Here is a 25,483-nt window from a genome sequence, read left to right on the forward strand (position 1 = left end):
CCTCTCTCTGGACCGCCTTTATCTCATCCTACCTCAGAGCACCAAGACTACCCCTTAAAATCGCGGGCAAGCAGATACAATTCGACAGATTCTGCACGCGATGCTGGTGGCTTGATATGATGAACAGAACGGAACTTCTGTTTCAGCATTGCAAGCAGGTCATTTTCAGTGCCGCCCTGGAATGTCTTGGTCAGGAAGTGTCCGCCGGGTTTCAGCACCGATACCGCGAAATCGGCTGCTACTTCGCAAAGATGCACCGTCCGCAAATGGTCCGTACGACGGTGGCCGGTTGTGGGTGCTGCCATGTCCGAAATCACAAGATCAGGCTTGTCGCCGAGCGCTTCCATCAGCTTCTCAGGAGCTGTCTCGTCAAGAAAGTCCATTTCAAGAAGAATGACACCCGGCAGTGGATCGACATGCAGATAATCGATGCCGACAACTTGCGGGTTTTCGTCTGTTGAGCCAACAATCTTGGCCGCGATCTGCGACCAGCCACCGGGTGCAGCACCCAGATCGATAATTTTCTGGCCCTTTTTCAGAAGGTTGTAGCGATCATTGATTTCGATGAGCTTGTAGGCCGCGCGAGAACGATAACCGTCCTGCTTTGATTTGTGCACATAAGGATCGTTCAGGTGACGCTCAAGCCAACGGCGCGAAGACTCCTTGATCGTTCCGGCTTTTTTCTTCACACGAACGCGAAGATTGCTTGTACCAGCACCGCCGCGTCCGCCGGTTTTCGTGCCGCCTTTGTTTCCGCCTGCTTTGCTCATCTTCAATGCCTGTTTCTTACGTCGGTTTTACCACCAGTTTTGGCGGTCTGAGTGCGGTTATGGCGCCAGGCACCGTCACGCGACATGAGTTCCGTCAATATGCCTTCGCGTAATCCGCGATCGGCCACGAGAAGTTTTTCACTCGGCCAAACATTGCGTATGGCATCGAGAATTGCACAGCCTGCCAGCACGAGATCAGCCCGGTCGGCACCAATACATGGATTGGCGACCCGAGCGTCAAAATCCCATGACAACAAGCGACTTGTCATCTGTGTCACCTCATCTGATCCCATCCACATACCATCGACGCGACGACGATCATAGCGTTCAAGTCCAAGATGAATGCCGGCGAGTGTGGTCACGGTGCCGGACGTACCGAGCAGATGAAAACGCGAGCTTGCGGCGAGTTGGCCCAGACAATGGCGTTCGGCAAACCCGGATAAAAGCTCCGTGACATGACCGACCATGGCATCGAAGCTCTGTTGCGTGACGTTGCGTCCACCAAAGCGTTCAGCCAATGTGACAACACCGACGGGCAGAGAAGTCCATGCCGTAATATGTTCGGCAAGACGCGGCGAACGGCGCTGAGATACATCGATGAGTGCGATTTCTGACGAACCGCCGCCAATATCGAAAAGCACAACCGCATCGGTCTCGCGCGTTACGAGCGTTCCACAACCGGAAACAGCAAGACGTGCCTCTGTCTGGCGGTCGACGATTTCAAGTTCCAGTCCGGTTTCTTCACAGACACGCGCGAGAAACTCCTCGCCATTGGCGGCCGAACGACAAGCCTCGGTTGCAATCAGGCGGGTGCGTCTGATTTTGCGAGATGCAAGCTTATCACGGCAGATTTTGAGCGCATCGATCGCGCGCTGCATAGCATGTTCGCTCAAACGCCCTGACGAGCTAAGGCCTTCGCCGAGGCGAACAATGCGCGAAAATGCATCAACCACGCGGAACTGACCTGGACGCGTTGGCGAAGCGATCAGCAGGCGGCAATTGTTGGTGCCAAGATCCAACGCCGCATAAAGCGGTGCTTCCTGCGTGTTGCTGCGCGGCGTAATATGGGGCGCGCCGTGATTTCGCTTGGATTGCTGTGGCTGTGTCGGAGAACTATCTGAGCGAGGAGCCGCATTTTGCGCCTTCGCTGCGTTGTCCATATGTGTGGGTACGCCGCTTTGCTGCCGGGCCTGCTTTTTCTTACGAGCGCGGCGACGGCGATTCGATATTTTTCCAGCTGGTTTACCGTCAACAGATTTGGAATCAACAACGGGGGCTTCGGTAACTGCCGGTTTTTGCGTAAACGCCTCCGTACCGCGAGAGACTTTCCCGCGATTACGACGGCGTGCACGCTTGCGCTGGCTTTGCGTGCCCTTGCTTTCCGTGTCTGAGCGTCCTGAATCGGAGGCATTGGGTGCCTTGCCGACTTCTGAAACGGCTTCCTTGCGCGGTTTGCGCTTGCCGTTCTCGGGCGGATTCCGGGTCTGTATATTGCCCGTTTGTCCACCGGACGCCCCTTGATGCGCCATTCCTGCAGGGCGCTCCTCGGGGTTCTTCAAGGTTTTTATCCTTATGGCGCCGCGCGAACCTGAAAGGACGCAAGCAAGGCGCTTCAATTTTTACGTTGCCCTTAATGTAACAGCGCTTTGGGCATTTACCAAGGGGCAGGCAGGGAAGTGTCATTGGAAAATTCATAAAACAACGAACGAATTTAATGAGGCCCATATGATCAGGGGCTTTCGTTGTTCACGAAAGCCCCTGACCCTGGAATATAAGCTGTTCTGATGAGTGTTAGATATCGTAACTATGCGCCGCGTTGATCGTGGCCACGAACTGTTTCGTGCGTTCGCGTGCCGGATTGACGAAGACGTCGTGCGCACTGCCAGTCTCGATAATGTTGCCCGACTCCAGAAAAACGACATTTTGGGCGATCTTGGAAGCAAGACGTAAATCATGCGTCGCAATGACCATTGTCGTGCCTTCCTTGGCGAGTTTGCTCAGCACATCGACAACTTCGGATGCGAGCTCCGGATCAAGTGCCGATGTCGGCTCATCACATAGAAGTACTCGCGGCGAAGGCGCCAGCGCACGCGCTATGGCGATACGCTGCTGCTGCCCACCGGAGAGGGTTGCAGGCCAGGCATCAGCCTTGTGCGCCATCCCGACCTTTGTGAGCAGTTCCATCGCCCGTTCCTGAGCCTTTGCCTTTGGCCATTTTAAAACAGTGATCAGGCCTTCCATGACGTTCTGGATAGCAGTCTGATGCGGGAATAGCTGGAAGTTCTGAAACACCATGCCGGTTTGGCGGCGAATCGACTGGATCGCCTGCCAGCTTGGCTTGCGATCCGGATCAAGCATAATGCTTTGGCCACCAAGAACCAGCGTGCCTGACGTTGGAATCTCAAGTAGATTGATGCATCGCAACAAGGTGCTCTTGCCGCCGCCCGATGGGCCGACAAGTGCCGTAACCGTACCTTCGGCGATTTTCACATTGATATCATTAAGGATAACGACGCTATCGAAGCTTTTTACGATATTCTTGAGCTCAATCATGCGTTTGTCTCCAACGTTCCGCCGTAGCGTCTGAAGCGCTTTTCGAGCCGTGCCTGAAGATGAGACAGGATTGTGCTAAGCGCCAGATAGATCAGCGCAGCTTCTATATAGAGGATCAGAGGTTCATAGGTGGTCGCAACGATGCGCTGTGCGGACTGGAAAAGCTCTGGCACCGTAATTGCTGCGGCAAGCGAGGTGTCTTTTACCAGTGAGATAAAGGTGTTCGACAGCGGAGGAACAGCTGTGCGAGTGGCCTGTGGCAGAATGGTGCGGGTCAGTGCCTGACGCCAGCTCATGCCAATCGAATATGCAGCTTCCCATTGGCCTTTTGGCACCGAGGAGATGACCGCGCGAATGACTTCGGAACTATAGGCGCCGACATTGAGCGAAAAGCCGATGACCGCAGCCGTAAAAGCATCGAGATAAATGCCGGCACTTGGCAGACCGTAAAAGATTACGAACAGCTGCACCAGCATAGGCGTGCCACGGAAAATCCATACGTAGAAGCGCGCGATGAGCGACACCCATACTGGCGCAAACAGGCGTACAAGTGCCGTGAGAAGCCCTAGGGACAGTCCGAAGATAAAGGACAGAATTGTAAGCGGGATGGTGAACATCAGCCCAGCCCAAAGCAGGGTGGGCAGGGAATCCGCCATGAGTTGAAGCCAATCGGGCACGTGTTCGGTCCTTAGATGGAAGATTCCTGAAATAGACGTTTGCTAGGTTTCTATATAGCCACAACGAAAGGAAGCCGGAAACATGTTCCGGCTTCCAAAATTGCACTTATCCGAAACTTACTTGTACCCGATAATTATTTGGAAACATCCTGACCGAAATATTTCTGCGAAATCTTGTCGTAAGTTCCGTCGGCCTTGATTTCATCAAGTGCCTTGTTGATTGCGGCGACCAGATCGTCATCACCCTTGCGGACGATGATGCCTGAAGCATCTGCATTTTCCTTTTCAGCAACGACCTTTACAGGCGCGTTTGGCTGCTGCTTCTTGAAATCAAGATAGGACAGGCTGTCATTGAGCGTTGCGTCGGCGCGTCCCGTCAGAACCAGCTGGATCGACTGATCGAAGCCATCGGTAGCGACCAGTTCTGCACCAGCTTCCTTGGCAATGCGGCCATAATTGCTCGTCAGTGACTGAGCCGACTTCTTGTCCTTGAGGTCAGCAAAGTCTTTGATCGTATCGTTCTTGTCATTGACGATCAGAACGACCTTGGAAACGATGTAAGGGTTGGAGAAGTTGAACTTCTTCTGGCGTTCTTCGGTGATACCAACCTGATTGATGACCGCATCATAGCGCTTGGCATCGAGACCGGCGATAAGGCCATCCCACTTGCCTTCAACAAATTCAGGTTTCACGCCGAGCTTCTGAGCAACAGCTTCACCGATTTCCACGTCAAAACCGACAAGCTTGTTTTCCTTGTCGTGGAAGGTGAACGGTGCATAGGTGCCTTCTGTGCCGATCTTCAGCACGCCCGCCGACTTGATGGCGTCAAGGTTTTCACCGGCCATTGCGGTCGAGAAGAGAGCTGCCTGGAGAACACCAACGGTGGCGAGGATTTTTGCGAACTTCATTTGTAAGGTCACCTGTAAAAATATTCGATGAGACGTAAAATACAGGAATTTAATTCTAATGAAGCGTCTAAAATCGCAGTCTTAGCCCATCTTGAAGAAATTATTTCTATTTTATTATCAATTGCAGCAATCTGAATCCGTATATCGAGATTTGGCAATTTCTAGTTCTAAAGTGTGTCGCATTTTATCATATCCATGCGACACACTTTACTTTTTTGTTTTTACGCATGTCTTTGTCCCAAAACCGGTTCACACTTTTGGGATACATGCTGAACCACAATGAAAAACGCCGCCTTTCGGCGGCGTTTTTTACATGATTGCTTTTGCTATCAGGCCTTACCAAAGCCACCGCCTGTTGGCGTCACGACGGTAAAGGCTTCACCTACTTCCAGAACGGTCTGATCACAATTGCCAAGTACCTCGACGGTGCCATTTTTACGGCGCACTTCATTGCGTCCAGTCTGACCGGGCTCCCCGCCTTCCAGACCGAATGGTGCCACGCGGCGATGACCGGACAGGATTGCAAAATCGAGCGTCTTCAATGCACGGATCGTGCGCTTGGTGCCGTCGCCAGCATGCCACTTGCCTTTGCCGCCAGAGCCTTCACGGATATGGAAGTCTTCTAGCAGTACCGGGAAACGTGTTTCCAGAATCTCCGGATCGGTGAGGCGGGAATTGGTCATATGCGTATGGACCGCATCAGCACCATTGAAGCCCTGCCCGGCAGGGGCGCCAGAGCAGATGGTTTCGTAATACTGATACTCGTCATTACCGAATGTCAGGTTATTCATGGTGCCTTGCGCTGCAGCCATGGCTTTGGTCGCGCCAAACAGGCAGTTGGTTACGGCCTGACTGACTTCAACATTGCCTGCAACAACGGCTGCCGGGAAACGCGGTGAAAGCATCGAGCCTTGCGGAACGATAATCTTGATCGGGCGCAAGCAACCGGCATTCATCGGAATGTCGCCTTCAACGAGCACGCGGAATACGTAAAGCACGGCGGCGCGTGTTACTGGTTCCGGCGCATTGAAGTTATCAGGACGTTGTTCAGAGGTGCCGGTGAAATCGACCGTTGCTTCGCGTTTATCACGATCGATTGTGACGCGAACTTCGATCTGGCAACCCTGATCCATTTCGTAGGTGAAATGGCCGTCTGGCAGCTTGTCGAGAACGCGGCGCACACTTTCAGCCGCATTGTCCTGAACATGGCCCATATAGGCTTTGACGACATCTTCACCGAAGAGACCGATGATCTTTTTAAGTTCAGCCACACCCTTTTCATTGGCGGCAATCTGCGCTTTCAGATCATTGACGTTCTGCGTGAGATTGCGCACCGGATAGGTTGCGCCTGTCAGAAGTTCTGCGAGAGCGTCTTCGCGGAAAGTGCCACGATCAACGAGCTTGAAGTTGTCGATATAGACACCTTCCTGCTCGATATTGACCGCCAGCGGCGACATTGAACCAGGAGCAATGCCGCCAATGTCGGCATGGTGGCCACGGCTCGCAACCCAGAACCGAATTTCACGGTTTTCATCGTCAAACACTGGGGTGCAGACGGTCAGATCGGGTAGGTGCGTGCCGCCATTGTAAGGCGCGTTGATCAGGAACACGTCGCCCGGCTTGATATCTTTGTTCTCACGGATAGCCGTTGCAACGGATGCATCCATGGAGCCCAAATGCACTGGCATGTGCGGCGCATTGGCGACCAGATTGCCTTCGGCATCAAACACGGCACAAGAGAAATCCAGACGTTCCTTGATGTTGACCGAATAGGCCGTGTTCTGGAGTGTCACCCCCATCTGTTCTGCAATCGACATGAAGAGATTGTTGAAAATCTCCAGCATGACCGGATCGGCTTCGGTACCAATTGCCGTGCGTAAAGGCAGAGCTTTGATGCGCGTCAGAACGATGTGATCATGCTGGGTCAGGCGGGCCTGCCAACCATCTTCGATGACGATCGTCTGGTTCTTTTCGATGATGATCGCAGGGCCGGTCACGGTCTGGCCGCGCTGGATCTTCTCGCGAAGAACAACGCCTGCATCATGGAATTCACCATGCGAGAAGAAACGTGCGCGCTTTGCCGTTTCGGCCTCAAGGTCGCTTTCCAGAGGCAGGCTCGTTTCCGTTTCGCCTGCGCCGCCACCGACTGCTTCGACTTCAACAGCATCAATGACCAATGCCTTGTTTTCGGCAATGAACCCGAAACGGCGCTTATGTGCGATTTCAAATTCAGAACGCAAACGTTCGGCACTGTCCTCAGCAGGGAAGGTCGCTTCGATGGAAAGTACCGTGTCAGTGCCAGCATAACGGATGTGTGCACGCAGATGACGTTTGATCGCATCGGTTTCGATGCCTTGGGTCGTCAGTTCTGCAACACATTCCTGGGCCAGTTCTTCGCCAAGGCTATTGAGTGCTGCTGGTGCAGAAGTATCAAGCGATACGCCCAGCGCCTTCTGACGCGTGGCGCGAATATCCGCTAAGCCCATGCCGTAAGCGGAAAGCAGACCTGACATTGGATGAAGAAGGATGTTCTTCATGCCAAGGGCATCGGCAACGAGGCAGGCATGCTGACCGCCAGCACCACCAAAGCAGCTCAATGCATAGCGGGTAACATCATAACCACGCTGAACCGAGATTTTCTTGATCGCCTCGACCATGTTCGCAACAGCAATACGGATAAAGCCATCTGCAACCGATTCCGGCGATCGGTCGTCGCCAATTTCATCCGCAAGCGCGGTGAACAGCGTGCGAACACGTTCAACATCAAGTGGCTGGTTCTGCTCTGGTCCAAAAATCGCCGGAAAGTAATCGGGGATCAGTTTGCCAAGCATGACATTGGCGTCGGTTACAGCAAGCGGTCCGCCGTTGCGATAGCAAGCAGGGCCGGGGTTTGCACCTGCTGAATCTGGGCCAACACGGAAACGTCCGGCATCGTAATGCAGGATAGAGCCGCCGCCCGCCGCGACCGTATGGATCAGCATCATCGGCGCACGCACACGAACGCCTGCAACTTCTGTCTCGAAGGCGCGCTCATATTCGCCATCAAAATGGGCAACGTCGGTTGATGTGCCGCCCATATCAAAGCCGATGACCTGCCCGAAACCCGCCGTCTCGCCAGTGCGGGCGAGCCCCACGACGCCACCTGCAGGACCAGACAGGATTGCATCCTTCCCCTGAAAAAGATCGGCAGCGGTCAGGCCACCCGATGACATCATGAACATAACGCGAGCGCCGGTGCGTTCAACGTCGAGTTCATTAGAAACCTGTGCCACATAGCGGCGAAGGACAGGCGAAAGATAAGCATCGACCACGGTCGTATCGCCACGCCCAACCAGCTTGATCAGCGGTGAAACTTCATGGCTGACGGAGACTTGCTCAAAGCCGAGATCACGCGCAATGCGCGCGATTTCAGCCTCATGCTCGGGGAACTTATAGGCATGCATGAGAGCAATCGCGATCGACTTATAGCCCTGTTCTTTGAGGAAACGCAGTGCGGCGGCTGCTTCGGCAGAATCGAGCGCTTTTTCAACTGTGCCGTCTGCATGGACGCGTTCATTGAGCTCGGTTACACTGTCATAAAGCGCTTCAGGCTTGATGATTTCGGTTGCAAAGATGTTTTTGCGTTCCTGATACCCGATGCGCAGAGCGTCGCGGAAGCCCTTGGTGGTGACAAGTGCCAGCCGCTCGCCCTTACGCTCGAGAAGCGCATTTGTGGCAACAGTCGTGCCCATGCGCACTTCACCAATCAGCCCCGCAGGGACCGGTTCGCCGGTCGTAAGGCCAAGATGCAAACGGATACCGTGGACGGCTGCATCTTTATAGGCTGAAGGGTTTTCGGAGAGAACCTTGCGTGCATGAAGAGTGCCCTGCGGGTCGCGTCCAATGACGTCGGTGAATGTGCCACCACGGTCGATCCAGAAGTCCCATACGCCGCTTCCCGTTCCGCTCATTCTTGGCTCCCTCATGCATGAAGACAGTGTATTTCGAAATCTTTTCAGAATTTCATACTCCCACTTTATTGACAAAATGTCGATAAGATGGTGACATAAAATTCACATAAATAAGGGAGCAGCAAGCATGGGGAATAAAAGAGACTCGGAAATAGCGGCAGAAATGCCCAATGAGATGCGAGAGCAGGGCTTCGATGAAGTTTCACTGCCAAAACATCTGCGTTCCGTAGCATCTCTCGGTCCTATTGTTTCCTCTGCCCATCTCGCCGAAGGCGGCTCACCCGGTATGTCTGAGGTTGAGTATGGCCTTATTCTGGCGTCGCACGCTTTCTCGCGCTGGATGGTTCGCTGTATGGCGGCAGCCGGTTTGCCGGGGCTTTCTCCCATTGAAGTGCTGATCCTGCATTCGATCCGTCATCGCGGACGGGAGAAGAAGCTCGCAGATATCTGCCTGGTGCTGGATATCGAAGATACGCACATCGCGACTTACGCCATCCGCAAGCTGGAAAAGGCCGGGTTATTGACGACTGGCAAAGCATCCAAGGAAAAGACGGTCAAGATTACGGAAAAGGGCGCGGAATCTTGCGCCCGCTATGCGCAAATCCGCGAACGCCTTCTGGTCGATTCCACAGCGAATGCCCGTCCATCGGAAGAGACGCTATCTGAAGTGGCAGCACTGCTGCGTTTCATGTCCGGTGCATTCAATCAGGCCACACGGTCTGCCATCACGTTGTAAGAGAGTTATGAGTTTGAACGGAACCGAGTTGAACTTATCTGTTTCAAAACCTCTGCTGACGGTCGAGGGCCTCAGTGTCGAATTTGGCTCCAGCCGAGTGGTCGATGATTTGAGCTTCTCCGTCGCGCCCGGACGTACTCTGGCTGTCGTTGGTGAATCGGGCTCGGGCAAGTCGATCACGTCGCTTTCCATAATGCGGTTAGCTGACATGAGCGGCGCGAAATTTCCGTCCGGTCGCATTCTGTTCAACAGCCCGAATGGCGAACGCGATCTATTGAAGGCTGATCAGAAGGCGATGCGCGGTATTCGCGGTAAAGACATCGCGATGATCTTTCAGGAGCCGATGACGTCGCTCAATCCGGTGTTCACCATCGGAAATCAGCTTTCCGAAGTGCTGATGCTGCACGAGGGCATGTCGAAAGCCGCTTCTCTTGCGGAAGGCAAGCGCCTTTTGGAAATGGTGCGCTTGCCGGATGCGGAAGGGCTGCTCAAACGTTATCCGCATCAGCTTTCAGGCGGTATGCGCCAGCGTGTGATGATTGCCATGGCACTCGCATGTCGTCCGAAGCTTCTGATTGCCGATGAACCAACAACGGCACTTGATGTCACCATTCAGGCTCAGATCCTGCATATTATTAAGGATTTGCAGAAAGAGCTTGAAATGGCTGTCATTTTCATCACCCACGACATGGGTGTGGTGGCAGAAATGGCCGATGATGTCGTCGTCATGTGGAAGGGCAAAAAAGTCGAAGAGGGTCCGGTTGGGCGCATCTTTGAAGCGCCGCAGCACCCTTACACGCAAACACTTTTGTCTGCAGTCCCCAAGCTCGGCAGCATGACAGGCGAAGCATTCCCCAAGCGTATGCCGGTTATGATGATGCGCGATGGTGTTCCGATTCTTTCCGGTGAAGAGCGCATTCAGGATACGGCAAGCTATAGTAATAAGCCGCTATTGGCTGTTGACGATCTTTACGTGCGCTTTCCGATCAAGAAAAACCTTTTCGGCAAAGTCACTCATGTCTGCAATGCCGTATCGAAAGTGAATTTCGATATCTATCCCGGCGAAACGCTGGCACTTGTCGGTGAGTCCGGTTCCGGTAAATCGACAATCGGGCGCACAATCCAGCAGCTTCAATCGCCGCTGGCTGGTGATATTCGTTTCAACGGTAAAGCTTATTCCCAAATGAGTTCTTCCGAGCGCTACGCAATGCGTCGTGAAGTTCAGTATATTTTTCAGGACCCTTTCGCATCGCTCGATCCGCGCAAGACGGTGGGATTTTCCATTGCCGAGCCGATCCGCACTCACGGTCTCCTCGACAATAACAGGGCCATCAATGCACGCGTAGCCGAGTTGCTTGAGCGTGTAGGTCTCGGACCGGAACACGCATCGCGTTATCCGCATGAGTTTTCCGGCGGTCAGCGTCAGCGCATCTGCATTGCGCGTGCGCTTGCTTCAAAGCCAAAGCTGATTATTGCGGATGAAGCGCTGTCTGCGCTCGACGTTTCCATTCAGGCGCAGGTGATCAATCTGTTCATGGATCTGCAGAAGGAACATGGACTGGCCTATCTCTTCATCAGTCATGACATGGCTGTTGTTGAAAAGATGAGCCACCGCGTCGCTGTTCTGTATCTTGGTCAAATCATGGAACTCGGCTCGCGCAGGCAGGTTTTCGAGACGCCAACGCATCCTTATACGCAGCGCCTGTTATCGGCAGTGCCTGTCGCTGATCCTTCGGCCCGCACCGAGCGCGCAGCACTGGAAGGTGAAATTCCGAGCACCACGCGCCGGATTGATGACAGACCAACCATCTACAATCATCGCGAGGTTGCATCCGGGCATTTCGTAGCCGAAAGCGCCTGAAGCATAAGAATTCAACAAAACCCAAAGGGGAAAAACAATGATAAGGAAAACACTTAAAGCCGTTCTCATGGCTTCCGCGCTGTCGGCGGCTGTGTTTGCATCCGCTCCGGCATTCGCCGCAGGCAAGCTCACCATTTCATCGCCGCAGGACCCGGGCAGCTGGGATCCAATTGATACTTTCCTCGTCAACTGGGCGTCCGTTGCTACGAATATTTTCGACGGTCTGGTTTATCGCGGCCCTGATCTGAAAATCGTACCTGCTTTGGCAACTTCATGGGAAGAACTTGATGAAGGCAAGCGCATCCGCTTCACCTTGCGCGAAGGCGTCAAGTTTCATGACGGCGAGCCGTTCAATGCGGAAGCTGTGAAGTTTACCTTTGATCGTTTGCTTGGTGAGGAAGGCGCGAAAGGCCCGCAGCGTTCCAACTATATCGCGATCGAAAAGGTTGAAGTCATCGATGACAAGACCGTTGACTTTCACCTGAAGGCGGCTGATCCAGTTCTGATCACAAAGCTCGCCGCTTATGGTGCGATGATCGTTCCGCCGAAATATATCACCGAAAAGGGTGATGATTATTTCAATGCGCATCCGGTCGGCACAGGTCCGTTCAAGTTCGTGTCCTACGAACCAAAGGTCAGCATCAAGCTGGAAGCGTTTGCGGATCATTGGGGCGGCGCACCTAAGCTTTCGGAACTTGAATACCGCTTCATTACTGAACCGTCGACCGCTGTTGCCGAACTTCAGGCCGGTCGCGTCGATCTCGTCATCCCGCCAACCATTCCAATTGGTATGATCCCGACGATTGAAGCTGATCCAAAACTTGAACTAGTCACGACTGCCGGTCCTACAGTCTATGCTTTGCGCTTCAACACGCGCGATGGCATCACCAAGGATGAGCGCGTGCGCAAGGCATTGATCATGGCTGTGGACCGCGATGCGATCATTCAGTCGATCCTTGCAGGTCAGGCCGAACAGATTGCAAGCTTCCAGGGCGCTCTTTCGTTTGGTTTTGATCCGAACATGAAGCCGTTGCCATACGATCCTGAACAGGCCAAGAAACTGCTCGAAGAAGCAGGTGTTAAGCCGGGTGCAGAAGTGCAGATTGACGTTCGCGGCAATGAAGCGACCTTCAACGAAGTCGCTCAGGCGGTCGCAAGCTTCCTGCAGATGGTTGGCGTCAATGCAACCATCAAGCCTTACGATACCAATGTTTTGCTCAACGACATTATCCCGCAGGGTAAGACCGGCGCGATGTTCCAGCAGTCATGGGGCGGTTGGACGCTTGACTACGATAACACTGCTTATTCGATGTATCATTCGGGCGAAAAGTGGAACCCGTATGACAAGGACGAAAAGCTCGACAAGATGCTGGAAGCACAGCGTTCGGTTCTCGACCGTGGCGAGCGCGAAAAGCTGCTTCAGGAAATCGCGCATTACGCGGCTGATCGGGCTCTGGAAATGCCGCTTTACAACCTGAAGGCAATCTTCGGCGTGAACAAGCGTGTGAAGAATTTCGTTCCTGTTCCTGACAGCCGTCTGCGTCTGACTGACGTAACTGTCGAGTAGTAACTAATACGGCGAGCCGGTTATTATCGGCTTGCCGCAGCATTTCGGAGGCGCTCGGGTGGCCGGATTTCTCATAAAACGAATTTTGCAGGCGTTATTCGTGTTGATCGCGATGACGCTGCTCGTCGCATTTGCGATCCGCCTCACGGGCGATCCAGCGCTGATGCTGACGCAAGGGGCGGGCAGTATCACTGAAGCTGATCTTGTGCGTATCCGAGAAGGGCTTGGCCTCAATCAACCGTTCATCGTTCAGTATTGGCAGTTTCTCAAAGGGCTGTTCACGCTTGATCTCGGGCGCAGTTTTCTTGGCGGTACTCAGGTCTCCGTTCTTGTTGGAAGCGCATTGCCTGCAACGCTGATGCTGGCCTTCGCATCGCTGTTCGTTTCTATCGTGATTTCGGTGCCACTTGGCATCAAGGCGGCTGTTTCGCGTGGTAAATGGGCTGATCAGCTCATCCGTATCTGCTCACTCGTCGGTCTGTCTTTCCCGAATTTCTGGCTTGCGACGATGCTGGTGCTGTTGTTCGGCATTTATCTGCAATGGCTGCCACCGAGCGGCATGGGCGGTGTCGCGAGCTTCGTAATGCCAGCGCTGACCATGGGCATCATTCTGACCGCAACCAATGTTCGTCTGGTGCGAACATCGATGCTCGAAACGCTGCAGTCGCAATATATTATGGTTGCCCGCGCCAAAGGCCTGAGCGAGAACAAGGTACTTTACAAGCACGCGTTGCGTAACTGCGCCATTCCACTCATCACCTATATAGGGCTTCAGTTTGGTGGACTTTTGGGTGGTATTGTTGTGGTTGAACGCGTGTTCAACTGGCCGGGTATGGGTACGCTTGCATTCGATGCGGTTGCAGGGCGCGACTACCCGGTCCTGCAGGCAACAATCGCAATTTTGTCGATGCTGATTATCGGCGTCAATCTTCTGGTGGACATCGCCTACGGCCTTGTCGATCCGCGCATTCGTACGGAGTAGAGCAAATGGCGTCCAAAACATTGAGCCTCGCGTACTCGCGCTTTGCAAGCTTGGAGTTTGTCGTTGGCTTTGCGCTGACCGGCGCAATTTGTCTTGCGGTGATTTTCTCCGGCTATCTCTTCCCAGCCGGTGCCAATAAGATTGATCTTCTGGCGCGTTTGACTCCCCCCTTCATCAATCCAGTCCATATTTTTGGCACCGATCCTCTCGGTCGTGATGTGCTTGCACGAGTGATCATCGGTGGTAAGATTTCGCTGTTCGTTGGCTTTGTGTCCGTGATCGGCTCAGTAATCATCGGCACAATCATGGGGCTCATCGCCGGGTATTATCGCGGTTTCTGGGATATGGCGCTGATGCGCTTTGTCGATGTGCAGCTCGCAATGCCCTTCATCCTGCTTGCGATCACCTTCATGGCCATTCTTGGTGGTGGTCTGCTCAATACGATCATTCTTCTGATTGTCTCGCAATGCGTGCAATATGCACGATTGGTGCGCGGTTCCGTGCTGTCACTGCGCGAACGTGAGTTCATCCTGTCGGCGCGTGCTATCGGGGTCAAGGATTGGCGCATTATTTTCCAGCATCTCCTGCCTAACTTGCTGGGTCCTGTCATCGTTCTTATGACGCTCAATGTCGCCAACAATATCCTTCTGGAATCGAGCCTTACGTTTCTGGGCTTCGGTATTGATTCAACCATTCCAAGCTGGGGTGGAATGCTGGCCGATGGCCGCACCTATCTCCAGACTGCATGGTGGGTAAGCCTTTTCCCGGGCCTTGCCATTCTGTTCACGGTTCTTGGTCTCAATCTTCTCGGTGACTGGCTGCGTGATAGCCTTGATCCAACCGGCAGGACATCGCGATGAACGTGATTTTCGAGAAGACCTATCCGCGTTCAATCAATGTCCTGATTGAACGCTTTTCAAAGCCGGAAATGCGCGGCGCAAAACTAGAAGCTTGGTTGTTCGATGACCAGCCAAGCCGCTATGCTGCAGAAACAAGGCTTCGCGAAGCAGGCATCAATGCACATCTGCGCTCTGCCTATAAGCCGCTTCTGCATTTCTTCCTTGAAGAAGTGGAGGGTGCCGCAGTTAAAGCAGCATCAATTCGCTATCCACGCCACGACAATTGCGTAGAAAATCGCTTTTTGCTGGAAACCTATCCGCTTTCGGCGCTTCTGCCTGATGCAAAAATCAGCTTCGCCGCCTCGGGCAAGGATGATTTCTTCTATGAAGTTGATCTGACATTTGCCGATGGCCGTACTGAAAGCCACCGGGTCTTCGCTCCCAATCGCGTGCATGAAGATTTTATCGGCGAAACGCTTGTTTCACCAACCGGCTGGTTGATTGTCGAACATGAAGGCCGCGTTGAAAATGCGCGCTTTGATACCGCTTATGAAAAGCTGTTTCACGATACGATTTCGACTATTGCCACCCATGACTGGGGTAAGGGCGAACCTTATTTTGAAGAGCTGAACATTTCAGTCAGCCTGCCGATCACGGATCGACGTCTTGCCTATGATGAGGAGGCGCTGAGCCTGACGGAAGCTCTGCACGAGGATATCTATTTCTCGCTGCTCGAAGTTTTCCAGAAAAAGTCCGGTCGTCCGGTCGGTGATCGTGGCTTGCAACCGGGTCAAATCGTACCGGAAGTCCGCTTCCGTGATGCTGAACCAACCGTGAAAGTGGAAACGCGTCCGCTGGCAACGTCAGATGCACTGACTGCCGAGCAAGTTCTGGAAAATGCGCAGGCTCCCCTTTCGGCTGACCAGATTCGCCGAGAGATTGCAAAGCTTGGCGGTTCTCCCTTTGAAGCTAAAGCCCGTTCAGGCCGCATCGTTCGCGCGACTTTTGTCAAAGGCAGCGATGCGCCAATGATGATCAGTGCCGGGCAACATGCCAATGAAACGACTGGCATCGTCGGAGCGTTGCGTGCAGCAAATCGTCTTGCAGCGCGCAAAGGGGCACATTTCACGATTTCTCCGCAGGAAAACCCGGACGGTTATGAAATCCATAAGCGTCTCTGTGTGTTGCAACCGCATCATATGCATCATGCGTCGCGCTATACGGCTTTGGGTGACGATCTGGAATATCGCAGTGGCGAGAGTCTCTTTGAGAAAGCAATCCGTGTAGAAGCGGAAGCACTCACGAATGCGAAGCTTCATGTCAATCTGCATGGTTATCCATCGCATGAATGGACGCGGCCGCTGTCGGGTTATGTGCCGCGATCCTTTGCAATGTGGACGCTGCCAAAGGGCTTTTTTCTGATCATTCGTCATCATGCGTCATGGGAAAAAGAAGCCGAACAGCTTATGGATCATGTGACCAGGCATCTCGGTGCTATTGATGGTCTGCTTGATTACAACGATGCTCAGATCAAGCTTTTCGAGCAACATGCAGGCGAAACGGGTTTCCGCATCATCAACGGCTTCCCATGTCTGGTCGGTGTGGATGATCGCCATACGGTGCCGCTGACGCTGATTACCGAATATCCGGACGAAACCATCTATGGCGATGCCTTTGTCAAAGGCCATACGGCGCAGATGGAAACCGTGCTCTCGGCTTATGAAGCTTTGCAGCTGCTCTTTCCGAGCGAGCCGATTGCCTGATCAGAGATAGTAAATGCCAATGCGATTGCCGCCGATCATTTCGACGGCAATCTCCATCTCGTAAATATCGCGCAGAATATCCGGCTGAATGAGTTTTTCCGGTGATCCCTGATGCACGACCTTGCCCTTACGCATGGCAACAATATGGTCGGAATAGCAGGACGCGAAATTGATGTCGTGCAGCACCAGAACGATAGTCTTGCCCAGTTCATCGGCCGCGCGCCGCAACAGCTTCATCATTGAAGCTGAATGCTTCATATCAAGATTGTTAAGCGGCTCATCCAGCAGGACGTAATCGGTATTTTGGCAGAGAACCATTGCCACAAAAGCGCGTTGGCGCTGCCCGCCTGATAGTTCGTCGAGAAAACGGGAGCCAAGGTCTTCAAGGCCGAGATATCCGATTGCCTGATCGACATGGTTGAGGTCTTCGCGTGTTGGCCGTCCCTTGGAGTGTGGATAGCGTCCGAAAGTCACGAGATCGCGTACGGTAAGGCGGGAATTGATCGCGTTTTCTTGCCTTAAGATCGAAAGGCGCTTTGCCAGCACGTCGCCCGGTGTGGTTGAAACGTCGAGTCCGTCTACGGTCACACGGCCCGTGTCCATTGGGAGCAGACGACTGACCATCGAAAGCAAAGTCGATTTTCCAGCGCCATTAGGCCCGATGATCGATGTAATCCCGCGTGCGGGCAACTGCAGTGTTACGTCATCGACGACGATTGCATCGCTGTAGGATTTGCTGACTTGGCTTATTTCAATCAACGTGCGGTTCCCCTGACGAGAAGGATGATAAAGACGAGCCCACCCAGAAACTCGATGATGACACTAAGCGCGGTATTGAACGAGAAGACGCGCTCAAGAATGGTTTGACCGCCGACAATGCACAGGATTGCCAGCAAAACGGCGATGGGCAACACCACGCGGTGCTTTGATGTACCTGCAATCATGTAAGCAAGATTGGCAACCAACAGGCCGAAAAAGGTTATCGGTCCGACAAGGGCAGTTGAAACCGAAACCAGGATTGTGACGATCAGCAGAATACGATGCACAACACGACTATGATCAACACCAAGATTGATTGCGGGCTCGCGGCCGAGAGATAAAACGTCGAAGACATTGAGGAAACGCAGACCGTAAAGCGTGACAGCCGCCACGATGATTGCCGCAAGCAGCAGAATGTCTGCGTTAACGCTGTTGAAGCTCGCAAAGAAACGGTCCTGAAGTATCGCAAATTCGTTGGGGTCGATCATGCGCTGCATGAGGTTCGACAGACTTCGGAAAAAGACACCAAACACAATGCCGACGAGCATAACCAGATGCAGGCTACGAGCAGCACCCGAAAACAGCCACGCATAAAGCGTGCTGGCAAAAACCACCATGATGGCGGTTTCTGCAAAGAAACGGGCGTTGGGGCCGATCCCGTTCACATGGATAGCGCCAACCGCGAAAACCGCAAGTGTCTGGATCAGAATATAAAGCGCATCAAACCCCATGATTGAAGGTGTGAGAATGCGATTGTTGGTGACGGTCTGAAACAGCACCGTTGAGACCGCGATCGAATAGGCAACCAGCACCATGGCTGCAAGCTTGGTGCCGCGGAAGGTGAGAATGAAAGACCAGCTGCCTTTTGCACCCAACGTCATGAAGGCTGCGCAGGAAACAATGACGAGGATTGCGAGAAGCGTGATGATGAAGCCGGGACGTTTAAGCAAGGCGTGATCCCCGGCGCAAAAGCAGATAGAGGAAGATCGCACTGCCAACGACGCCCATCATCGTACCGATAGGGATTTCATAGGGAAAGCGGATCAGACGCCCGACAATATCGCAGGCGAGCACAAGGCCTGCGCCCAATACAGCCACCCATGGCACGGCGCGGCGCATATTATCGCCAATGAACATGCTGACCACATTGGGCACGATAAGACCCAGAAACGGGATCATGCCAACCGTCACAACCACGCTGGCGCTGACCATGGAAACAATCACAAGCCCGAGCGTTACGACGCGGCGATAGTTGAGGCCGAGATTGGTGGTGAAATCTTCGCCCATACCAGCAACTGTGAAACGATCCGCTGCGATATAGGCAATGACAGTGAGGAAGAAGGAAAGCCACAGCAATTCATAGCGTCCACGTAGAACACCGGAGAAGTCGCCGGTGGTCCATGAATTAAGTGCTTGCAACAGATCATAACGATAGGCGATGAAGGTGGTCACAGCGCTGATCACGCCGCCCAACATGATGCCGACGAGCGGCACCACGAGAACTGAACGAAGCGGAATACTGTGTAAGATTCTTAGAAAAAGGGCAGTGCCTACAAGAGCGGTGATGGACGCCACCAGCATCTTACCGAAAACCGGTGTGTCAGGTGCAAATAGAATAACCAGCAGAATACCGAGGCTTGCTGATTCAACCGTTCCGGCTGTTGAGGGTTCGACAAATCGATTGCGGGTGAGCATCTGCATGATCATGCCAGCCACAGCCATCGACATGCCGGCTAGAATGATCGCGAGCGTGCGCGGTATGCGGCTGATCAACAGAACTTCTGCTGCGCGATCAGTGCTATTTGCACCAAACAGTGTGCTGAGCGATACATCGCTGACGCCGATAAACAGGCTGATAAAAGCCAGTATGACGACAACAATTATAGCTGCGGCGAGTGCCTTCACGCTCAATTCCTGCATTCATGCCTTGTCAGTCGGGCTGCCCCGACTGACTTGGTCAAACATTCTTATTTTGCTTTGTCAAAAGCCGCTGAAAGCTGTTGGATCGTGTTGTGGAGAGCGCCCAGGCCACCGCCGACCAGATACCAGTTCTGTCCGTTGAGATAGACGACCTGATCGTTCTTCCAGGCATTTGTCTGACGCACGAGTTCATTGTCGAGCAACTGCTTGGCGGATGTGCCTTCACGACCAATGGCTGCATCGCGGTCGAGCACAAAAAGCCAGTCCGGATTGGTCTCAAGAATGAATTCCGAGCTGATTGGCTGACCATGATTGCCAACGGAAAGGTCAGGGGCAGCCGGTTCAACACCAAAGCTGTCATGAAGAACGCCGAAACGGGAACCCGGACCATAGGCGCTGATCTTACCACCAGACGTCAGGATCATCAGGCCTTTGCCTTTGCCCTTGGCCTTTTCTTTCAGCGCTGCGAGTTCGCTGTTGAGCTTTTCAACTTCTGCCTTGGCTTCCGTTTCCTTGCCGAAAATCTGCCCAAGCTTTTCGATATTGGCTTCGGTGCCGGAAATGAATTCCTTGGCAGGAACGGTAAGATCGATTGTCGGGGCAATTTTCGCGAGTTCACCATATTTTGCAGCCGAGCGACCGCCTACGATGACGAGGTCGGGTTCCGCTGCATTGACGGCTTCGTAATCTGGCTCAAAAAGCGTGCCTACTTTGGTGTAATCAGCACCGTCATATTTCTTGAGATATTCAGGGAATGCGATGCTACCGGGAACGCCGATGATCTTCACACCAAGACGGTCAAGATTGTCGAGCGTCGCAAAATCAAACACAACGACTTTCTGAGGATTGGTCGCAACCGTCGTTTCACCTTGCGCATGTTTGACCGCCACATCAGCAGCGTTAGCGCCAGAGGTGAGGGCAGTAGCAACAAGTGCCGCGCCGCATAGACGGGAAAAGTGTTGGCTGAATTTCAGCATGACGTTCAATCCTTTCGTCAATCTTGTGCTTTATAGTCCAGTTTTCTTCCAGTCAAAGCCGGAAAACCGTAATTCAGTGGCTTTGTGCGTTTGGTATCTGATCGAGCAGGATGAATTTCAGGCTGTCTTCGACCGTGAGCGGGATCATTGAACCGTGGCTCTCATTTTCGAAGCGACGATAGGCGACCTCAAAGCCCGGCAGTTGTTTCAACTCGGTTTGAATATCTGCGCCTGTCGGACCACCGCGCAGCTTCTTCAAGCGCTCAGTATCTTCCTGTGACTGGCCCGGACGTTCGCCGCGTCTACCGGAGGATTCGATCAAAAGCCGCATCGGTTTCGGATTGGCTTTGAAGCCTTCCACAAACTGATCCTTATCGGCAAGAATGGAGCGCCCGTTCCACCAGATCGATGGGTCGGCGGCGGCGTAAGTCTGAAATGAATCCGAGTGATTGAAGAGCGCGTAAAGCGTGAAAAGACCGCCAAGCGAGTGGCCGAACAGAGCCTGCTTGTTCTTGTCGATAGCAAAACGTTTTTCGATTTCAGCTTTAACCTGATGATCAATAAAATCGAAGAAAGCGTCACGACCGCCAGTTTTCGGGATATTGGTCTGAACAGGGATCAAATCATCTGGTGTGGGCGGCGTGAGATCGAAATAGCGCAGGCGAACAATCTCGTCCTTGTCATCAGTCGGATAGCCGATACCGACAAAAACAGCGTTTAGTTTCGGATTTTCCTCCATTAACTTGGCAGCAATTGGAAGCATACGATTGCCATCCGTCATATAGACGACCGGAAAACCCTCGGAAGGTGCCTTTTCAGCGGGTACAGCAACAAAAATTCGATAGTCGACGCCATTTGCTTGCATGCCGAAGGCGCTGACCTGTGGCTTTCCAGCATGTGCAGAGGCGTTCACGAGAATGCTTCCGAACATGAGGCAAACCTTCAAAAATACGTTCTTTGTCTTGCTCACAAGAGCATCCATTCCATAAAGAAATGACGCCAGCCAAGAGCAGCTGGCGTCATAAAGTGTGTTAGAAGCGTGAAGTCATGCCGAGCCAGAGACGACGGCCTTCAACCACGTTATTGGTTTCATCGACAGTGACCTTCTTGTCGAAGATGTTGTAGACGGCCGCGTTGAGCGTAACGTTCTCGCTGAACTCGTAAGAGCCACCGAAGTCGACAGTGGCATAGCCCTTATATTTGCGGGCGATGACTTGGCCTCTGCTGTTATAGGCATAAGGCTCACCGAGGGTGCCGATGCGCAGGCCAGCATTGATTTCGTCGCCGTGATAGTTAGCTGCGGTCCATGCAGTCAGGCCATCGACTGGTGTTTCCCAATCTGCGCGAATGTTTGCCATGTGCTTTGGCGTACGAGCCAGCGGCAGGCCAGCATATTCGCCGGTCTTCTGCTCCGAGTCGGTATAGGTGTAGCTACCGCGAATTTTTATTGTGTCGGTCGCTTCCCAATCTGCCGTCAGTTCTACACCCTGAATTGTCGCTTCATCGATGTTGTAGCTGTAATAGAGGACGTAGTTCGGGTCCTGAGCCCAGCGAAGTGGCTGACCGGTAATCGGATCGTACTGAATGTTGCTGGCGATCTTGTCTTTGAAGTCGGTATAGAAGTAGGTTGCACCGAGACGCAGACCCTGTTGGTTATCCCAGAGCGCACTTGCTTCATAGCTCGTGCTCTTTTCTGGCTGCAGATTTGGATCCCCGATGATGACGCCGCAGTTTCCGGTCGGACCATAGGTACAATTGCCGCCGCCAGTCGTGTAAGCATAACCGGGCGCGATAGTACGAATTTCAGGGGCGCGGAAGCCTGTTGAAATACCGCCCTTAAGTGTCAGCTGATCAGTAGCATGCCAGACTGCATAGCCGCGCGGGCTCCAGTGCGAGCCGTAGATTTCGTGGTGATCCATGCGCAGACCACCGGTTAGCGCAAAGTCTGGGGTGATCCACCATTCATCTTCTGCAAAGAGCGCCCACTGCTTGATCGTGAACTGTTCATCCAGACCAGAGCGACGGCCCGGATTCTGATCCGTCAGGGTGGCGTCAATAAACTGGCCACCCGTAACAAGCGTATGGTTGCCATAAAGCTCGAATGGCGTTGTGAACTTACCATCCAGAGTGGAGTTGCGAATATGTGGCGAACGCAGATTCTCGACAAACTCACCTCTGGCTGTGTTCCAGCTGTAGTTCGTTCTTTGAGCAGTTTCCTGCATGAAAGAGAACTCTGAAGTCGTCGGACCCCAACGGCCGGTATGGCTGATCGACCAGTGATTGCGGTCATTGTAATTATAAGTGTCAAGCGGCGCTGTGCTGCCTGTTGCCACCGGATTGATCGTATTGCCAACAGTCGAGTCGCGACGCAAATTTGCTCTGCCAGCTTCAAACTGAATGTCATGATCAGCGTTGGGTGTAATCGTGACGCGACCGGTGATATCGATATCGCGCTGCTCAGGCGTGCCGCTGATGATGCTATCTTCCTGACGCTTCAGACCACGACCCCAAAGCTGCACACCAACCAGGTTGGGTACGAGAGGCCCAGTCATATAGTAAGAACCCTGAACCGAATTGCCGAACTTCGAGTGCTGCTGCACCGTGGTGTCAAAGCTCAGCGAGCCGCTCCACTTGTCCGAAACCTTCTTGGTGATGACGTTGATGACGCCGCCCATGGCATCGGAACCATAAAGCGATGACATAGGGCCACGGATCACTTCGATGCGCTCAATGGCATTTGCTGGCGGCAGGAAGCTTTGTTCAAAGCCAGAATTGCCGTTGGTGCGGGCATCACGCGTGCTCTGACGCTTTCCGTCAACCAGAATGAGCGTATAGCTGCCCGGCAGACCACGGATGAAGATATCACGTTCTGCTGCTGCCCCCGTCACAGCAACGCCCTGAACATCACGCAAGGCATCGCCAAGATCGCGATAAGAGCCCTTTTCGAGTTCTTCACCCGGTACAACCGAAATGCTCGCTGGAGCATCGGTGATGTTCTGCTCAAAACCTGTCGCAGATACCACGATCTGATTGAGCGTAATGCCGCCGGCAGCATTTGCCTGTTCGGTCGCCTGTGCCTCAGCCTGTTTCTTTTTCGCAGCTTCTTCATCTGCCGTTGTCGCAGTTTGTGCGAAAGAAACAGTCCCACTCAGAATGAGTGCAGTCGAAAGGCATGTACCCGCAAGAATGGCTTTGGCAAAAAGCGATTTGCTGGCCAATTGCCTGTTCTGCGTTCCATTGGCACGCAATCCCCGAAACAAGCTGGTCATAATGTCACCCTTAAAGTTGAGTTTTCAGCTCTCCTTATGTATGGCAATAAGATGACGTCAACGGTCATCTTTTATAACGATTCCAAGTTTCAAAAAACGCAACTGAACGGATGAAGCAGTAATGGCTGGCAAGCGCATAAAATCACAGACAGAGGCGGGAAGTGCCGACGGCGAAAGCCTGAAACTCGGTCAGCTACGTCTGTTGATTGCGCTTGATGCACTTCTTGTGGAAGGAAGTGTCGGAGGTGCCGCCAGGCAAATGGGATTGAGCATGGCCGCCATGAGCCGGCTGCTCGGACAGATACGCGAGAAATTTGACGATCCAATTTTCATTCGTTCTGGTCGCAACATGATCGCCACTCCCAAAGCAGAAGCTTTACGTGGACGCTTGCGCCGCTTGGCAAATGAAGCCGAGACACTGATGAACTTCGATGGCAATGATGCGCCGAAAGCCCATTGCAAAAACAGACAAGGCTGGGTGCGTACAAGTGTTATTGCGGAATCGCCGCCGCTTGGTATTCGCAGAGTCGTGAAGCTTGAAAACCACCCGACGCCGGAACAGCTTGCGGCACAGTTCGCCAATATTCAGGATGAAAATGATCCTGCACGGCGACTGGCTAAATATATCGCGATTACCGGTCGAAAGGTTGGATATACGCGCCCATTGGAAATGCATGAAGCAGAGGATGCCTTTACCACCATATTCGCAGGGGAGGCAGATCCCATGCAAATCAGTGCCTTGCTGCGACTAATTCATTATCGTGGTGAAACAGCCCCCGAGCTTGCAGGCATGGCACAGGCAGCACGCAAATATTGCTCAACAAAGGCAAATATCCGTTTACCCGCACTTGATTGGCCTGCTTATCTCTCACCGAACTCCCATCAGGCTCCGTGGTTCATGCTGGCGGCAATTCTTGTCGCCCGGGCCGGCTATCCAGTAGCGCTTCACGGTAATTGCGGCATGGGCGATCTGTCGGGCAAGCTTGAGTTGGCCGCAGAAGCTCTCAATATGCCGATTGCCGGTTCGCTTTCACTGGCAGAAACTGCTTTGAAAGCGCATGGCATCTGCTTCATGCCAGTGGCGGGGTTTGCACCGCAAGTTCATGCGTTGCTTGCACTCTATCCACTGTTCGATTCACGATCATCCATTAACAGTCTCGCGCATCTGCTCAATCCGATGGGGCTTCCCGCCTCTTTCCTTGGTGTGACGCAGCCCGCCTATCGTGAATTGCATCGCGATGCAGGAGCCTTGCTTGACTGGCCGTCTGTTTCAGTCGTCTCGACAAGCCGCGATGTTGCCGAGCTGGTGCCGCACCATACGCATACGATCCACAGATGGTTCGGCGGTCAGAAATCAGAGCTGACACTGCCAACTCTGTCAAAGGCTGGAACCGAAAAACATGCGAGCCTGACGAGCTTTGAATATTGGCTTGCTGTCTGGTCTGGTGCAGCCATCGATGAGCGCGCTGAACTGACGGTGATCGCTTCAACGGCCATGGCACTGATGACTGTAGTTGCAGCCGATAATCACAGTTATGACGAACTCCACAAAAAGGCTGAAGAGCTTTGGAAGACGCGTCACCAGAACTGATTGCCGATGTTTTGTTTGATGTTTTTATAAGCCCTATCGTTCCGCCGTAGCTCATAATACGCAGCGGGGCGATTTGATGGTCAATCCAATATTCGGTGCAACAGGCACGTCCATTTTTGAATCCATGTCGCGCCTTGCAGCCGAAACTGGATCTATTAATCTCGGGCAGGGGGGTCCTGAAGGCTTTGAGCCTCAGGAGCTCGTTGAAACCGCAATAGAGGCTTTGCGCGATGGCCCGCACCAGTACCCGCCGATGCTTGGGCTTCCATCTCTGCGCAAAGCGGTGGCGGAAAATGCGCACCGATTTCTTGGATTGGACATAGATTGAGAGACAGAGGTTCTTGTTACCTCTGGTGCTACG

At 53.2% G+C, this 25,483-nt stretch carries 20 protein-coding genes; 8 read left to right on the top strand and 12 right to left on the bottom strand.

All coding sequences use genetic code 11. The features are described 5' to 3' along the window. Positions 1-47 precede the first annotated feature (47 nt). The 6 genes from CEV33_RS03820 to CEV33_RS03845 form a co-directional block, all read right to left on the bottom strand. Entirely contained in the window at positions 48-770 is a 723-nt protein-coding gene (locus CEV33_RS03820; protein WP_094539123.1) for an RlmE family RNA methyltransferase, read from the bottom strand. Between the two features lie 2 nt (positions 771-772). Next, entirely contained in the window at positions 773-2,329 is a 1,557-nt protein-coding gene (locus CEV33_RS03825; RefSeq protein ID WP_094539244.1) for a Ppx/GppA phosphatase family protein, read from the bottom strand. Between the two features lie 232 nt (positions 2,330-2,561). Further along, positions 2,562-3,323, bottom strand: a complete 762-nt coding sequence (locus tag CEV33_RS03830; RefSeq protein ID WP_094539124.1) for an amino acid ABC transporter ATP-binding protein — start codon at positions 3,321-3,323, stop codon at positions 2,562-2,564. Continuing rightward, complete coding sequence (locus CEV33_RS03835; protein WP_024896306.1) at positions 3,320-4,000, bottom strand: amino acid ABC transporter permease; 681 nt, start codon at positions 3,998-4,000, stop codon at positions 3,320-3,322. Before CEV33_RS03835 ends, CEV33_RS03830 begins: the two co-directional genes overlap by 4 nt. A gap of 134 nt (positions 4,001-4,134) precedes the next feature. After that, entirely contained in the window at positions 4,135-4,908 is a 774-nt protein-coding gene (locus tag CEV33_RS03840; RefSeq protein WP_024896305.1) for an amino acid ABC transporter substrate-binding protein, read from the bottom strand. Between the two features lie 329 nt (positions 4,909-5,237). Then, the gene (locus CEV33_RS03845; protein WP_208620155.1) at positions 5,238-8,873 is read right to left on the bottom strand and encodes a hydantoinase B/oxoprolinase family protein; all 3,636 of its coding nucleotides are present in this window, start codon (positions 8,871-8,873) and stop codon (positions 5,238-5,240) included. A gap of 112 nt (positions 8,874-8,985) precedes the next feature. On the opposite strand from CEV33_RS03845, the gene CEV33_RS03850 reads away from it, so the two are divergent. Genes CEV33_RS03850 through CEV33_RS03875 form a run of 6 tightly spaced genes read left to right on the top strand, consistent with a single transcriptional unit; the run spans position 8,986 to position 16,606 of the window. Beyond that, entirely contained in the window at positions 8,986-9,594 is a 609-nt protein-coding gene (locus CEV33_RS03850) for a winged helix DNA-binding protein (protein WP_167388116.1), read from the top strand. A 7-nt stretch (positions 9,595-9,601) separates the two neighbouring features. Further along, positions 9,602-11,455 (top strand): ABC transporter ATP-binding protein, encoded by a 1,854-nt coding sequence (locus CEV33_RS03855; protein ID WP_094539126.1) that lies wholly within the window; start codon positions 9,602-9,604, stop codon positions 11,453-11,455. A gap of 37 nt (positions 11,456-11,492) precedes the next feature. Further along, on the top strand, positions 11,493-13,022 hold the full coding sequence (locus tag CEV33_RS03860; protein WP_094539127.1) for an ABC transporter substrate-binding protein: 1,530 nt from the start codon (positions 11,493-11,495) through the stop codon (positions 13,020-13,022). A gap of 58 nt (positions 13,023-13,080) precedes the next feature. Beyond that, positions 13,081-14,004 carry an ABC transporter permease gene (locus CEV33_RS03865; protein WP_094539128.1) on the top strand — a complete coding sequence of 308 codons (924 nt, stop codon included), beginning with the start codon at positions 13,081-13,083 and terminating at the stop codon, positions 14,002-14,004. Positions 14,005-14,009: 5 nt separating this feature from the next. Next, on the top strand, positions 14,010-14,864 hold the full coding sequence (locus CEV33_RS03870; protein ID WP_094539129.1) for an ABC transporter permease: 855 nt from the start codon (positions 14,010-14,012) through the stop codon (positions 14,862-14,864). Further along, positions 14,861-16,606: a peptidase M14 gene (locus CEV33_RS03875; RefSeq protein ID WP_094539130.1), complete on the top strand. Its 1,746-nt coding sequence runs from the start codon at positions 14,861-14,863 to the stop codon at positions 16,604-16,606. The genes CEV33_RS03870 and CEV33_RS03875 overlap by 4 nt, the downstream gene beginning before the upstream one ends. Here CEV33_RS03875 and CEV33_RS03880 read toward each other — a convergent pair whose 3' ends face one another. The 6 genes from CEV33_RS03880 to CEV33_RS03905 all read right to left on the bottom strand — a co-directional run bounded on the left by CEV33_RS03880 (position 16,607) and on the right by CEV33_RS03905 (position 23,531). Then, complete coding sequence (locus CEV33_RS03880) at positions 16,607-17,365, bottom strand: iron ABC transporter ATP-binding protein (RefSeq protein WP_094539131.1); 759 nt, start codon at positions 17,363-17,365, stop codon at positions 16,607-16,609. Continuing rightward, positions 17,362-18,315: an iron chelate uptake ABC transporter family permease subunit gene (locus tag CEV33_RS03885; RefSeq protein WP_094539132.1), complete on the bottom strand. Its 954-nt coding sequence runs from the start codon at positions 18,313-18,315 to the stop codon at positions 17,362-17,364. The genes CEV33_RS03880 and CEV33_RS03885 overlap by 4 nt, the downstream gene beginning before the upstream one ends. Continuing rightward, entirely contained in the window at positions 18,308-19,270 is a 963-nt protein-coding gene (locus tag CEV33_RS03890; protein WP_094539246.1) for an ABC transporter permease, read from the bottom strand. The genes CEV33_RS03885 and CEV33_RS03890 overlap by 8 nt, the downstream gene beginning before the upstream one ends. A gap of 62 nt (positions 19,271-19,332) precedes the next feature. After that, entirely contained in the window at positions 19,333-20,262 is a 930-nt protein-coding gene (locus tag CEV33_RS03895; protein WP_094539247.1) for a siderophore ABC transporter substrate-binding protein, read from the bottom strand. Positions 20,263-20,335: 73 nt separating this feature from the next. Then, positions 20,336-21,232, bottom strand: a complete 897-nt coding sequence (locus CEV33_RS03900; protein ID WP_094539248.1) for an alpha/beta hydrolase — start codon at positions 21,230-21,232, stop codon at positions 20,336-20,338. 61 nt (positions 21,233-21,293) lie between these two features. Further along, on the bottom strand, positions 21,294-23,531 hold the full coding sequence (locus CEV33_RS03905; protein WP_235818357.1) for a TonB-dependent receptor domain-containing protein: 2,238 nt from the start codon (positions 23,529-23,531) through the stop codon (positions 21,294-21,296). A gap of 121 nt (positions 23,532-23,652) precedes the next feature. Between CEV33_RS03905 and CEV33_RS03910 the strand changes: the two genes are divergently transcribed. Both CEV33_RS03910 and CEV33_RS03915 read left to right on the top strand, forming a co-directional pair. Continuing rightward, on the top strand, positions 23,653-25,122 hold the full coding sequence (locus CEV33_RS03910; RefSeq protein ID WP_094539133.1) for a glycosyl transferase family protein: 1,470 nt from the start codon (positions 23,653-23,655) through the stop codon (positions 25,120-25,122). 76 nt (positions 25,123-25,198) lie between these two features. After that, complete coding sequence (locus CEV33_RS03915) at positions 25,199-25,450, top strand: hypothetical protein (RefSeq protein WP_374816981.1); 252 nt, start codon at positions 25,199-25,201, stop codon at positions 25,448-25,450. Positions 25,451-25,483: the final 33 nt, after the last annotated feature.

The sequence above is a fragment of the Brucella grignonensis genome, assembly GCF_002252505.1.
In the GTDB taxonomy this organism is placed as follows: Bacteria; Pseudomonadota; Alphaproteobacteria; order Rhizobiales; family Rhizobiaceae; genus Brucella; species Brucella grignonensis.

Coding starts and splice junctions, on each gene's coding strand:
- CEV33_RS03820 (WP_094539123.1), bottom strand. CDS start 770: ATGAGCAAAGCAGGCGGAAACAAAGGCGGCACGAAAACCGGCGGACGC.
- CEV33_RS03830 (WP_094539124.1), bottom strand. CDS start 3,323: ATGATTGAGCTCAAGAATATCGTAAAAAGCTTCGATAGCGTCGTTATC.
- CEV33_RS03840 (WP_024896305.1), bottom strand. CDS start 4,908: ATGAAGTTCGCAAAAATCCTCGCCACCGTTGGTGTTCTCCAGGCAGCT.
- CEV33_RS03845 (WP_208620155.1), bottom strand. CDS start 8,873: ATGAGGGAGCCAAGAATGAGCGGAACGGGAAGCGGCGTATGGGACTTC.
- CEV33_RS03850 (WP_167388116.1), top strand. CDS start 8,986: ATGGGGAATAAAAGAGACTCGGAAATAGCGGCAGAAATGCCCAATGAG.
- CEV33_RS03855 (WP_094539126.1), top strand. CDS start 9,602: ATGAGTTTGAACGGAACCGAGTTGAACTTATCTGTTTCAAAACCTCTG.
- CEV33_RS03860 (WP_094539127.1), top strand. CDS start 11,493: ATGATAAGGAAAACACTTAAAGCCGTTCTCATGGCTTCCGCGCTGTCG.
- CEV33_RS03870 (WP_094539129.1), top strand. CDS start 14,010: ATGGCGTCCAAAACATTGAGCCTCGCGTACTCGCGCTTTGCAAGCTTG.
- CEV33_RS03875 (WP_094539130.1), top strand. CDS start 14,861: ATGAACGTGATTTTCGAGAAGACCTATCCGCGTTCAATCAATGTCCTG.
- CEV33_RS03895 (WP_094539247.1), bottom strand. CDS start 20,262: ATGCTGAAATTCAGCCAACACTTTTCCCGTCTATGCGGCGCGGCACTT.
- CEV33_RS03905 (WP_235818357.1), bottom strand. CDS start 23,531: ATGACCAGCTTGTTTCGGGGATTGCGTGCCAATGGAACGCAGAACAGG.
- CEV33_RS03910 (WP_094539133.1), top strand. CDS start 23,653: ATGGCTGGCAAGCGCATAAAATCACAGACAGAGGCGGGAAGTGCCGAC.
- CEV33_RS03915 (WP_374816981.1), top strand. CDS start 25,199: ATGGTCAATCCAATATTCGGTGCAACAGGCACGTCCATTTTTGAATCC.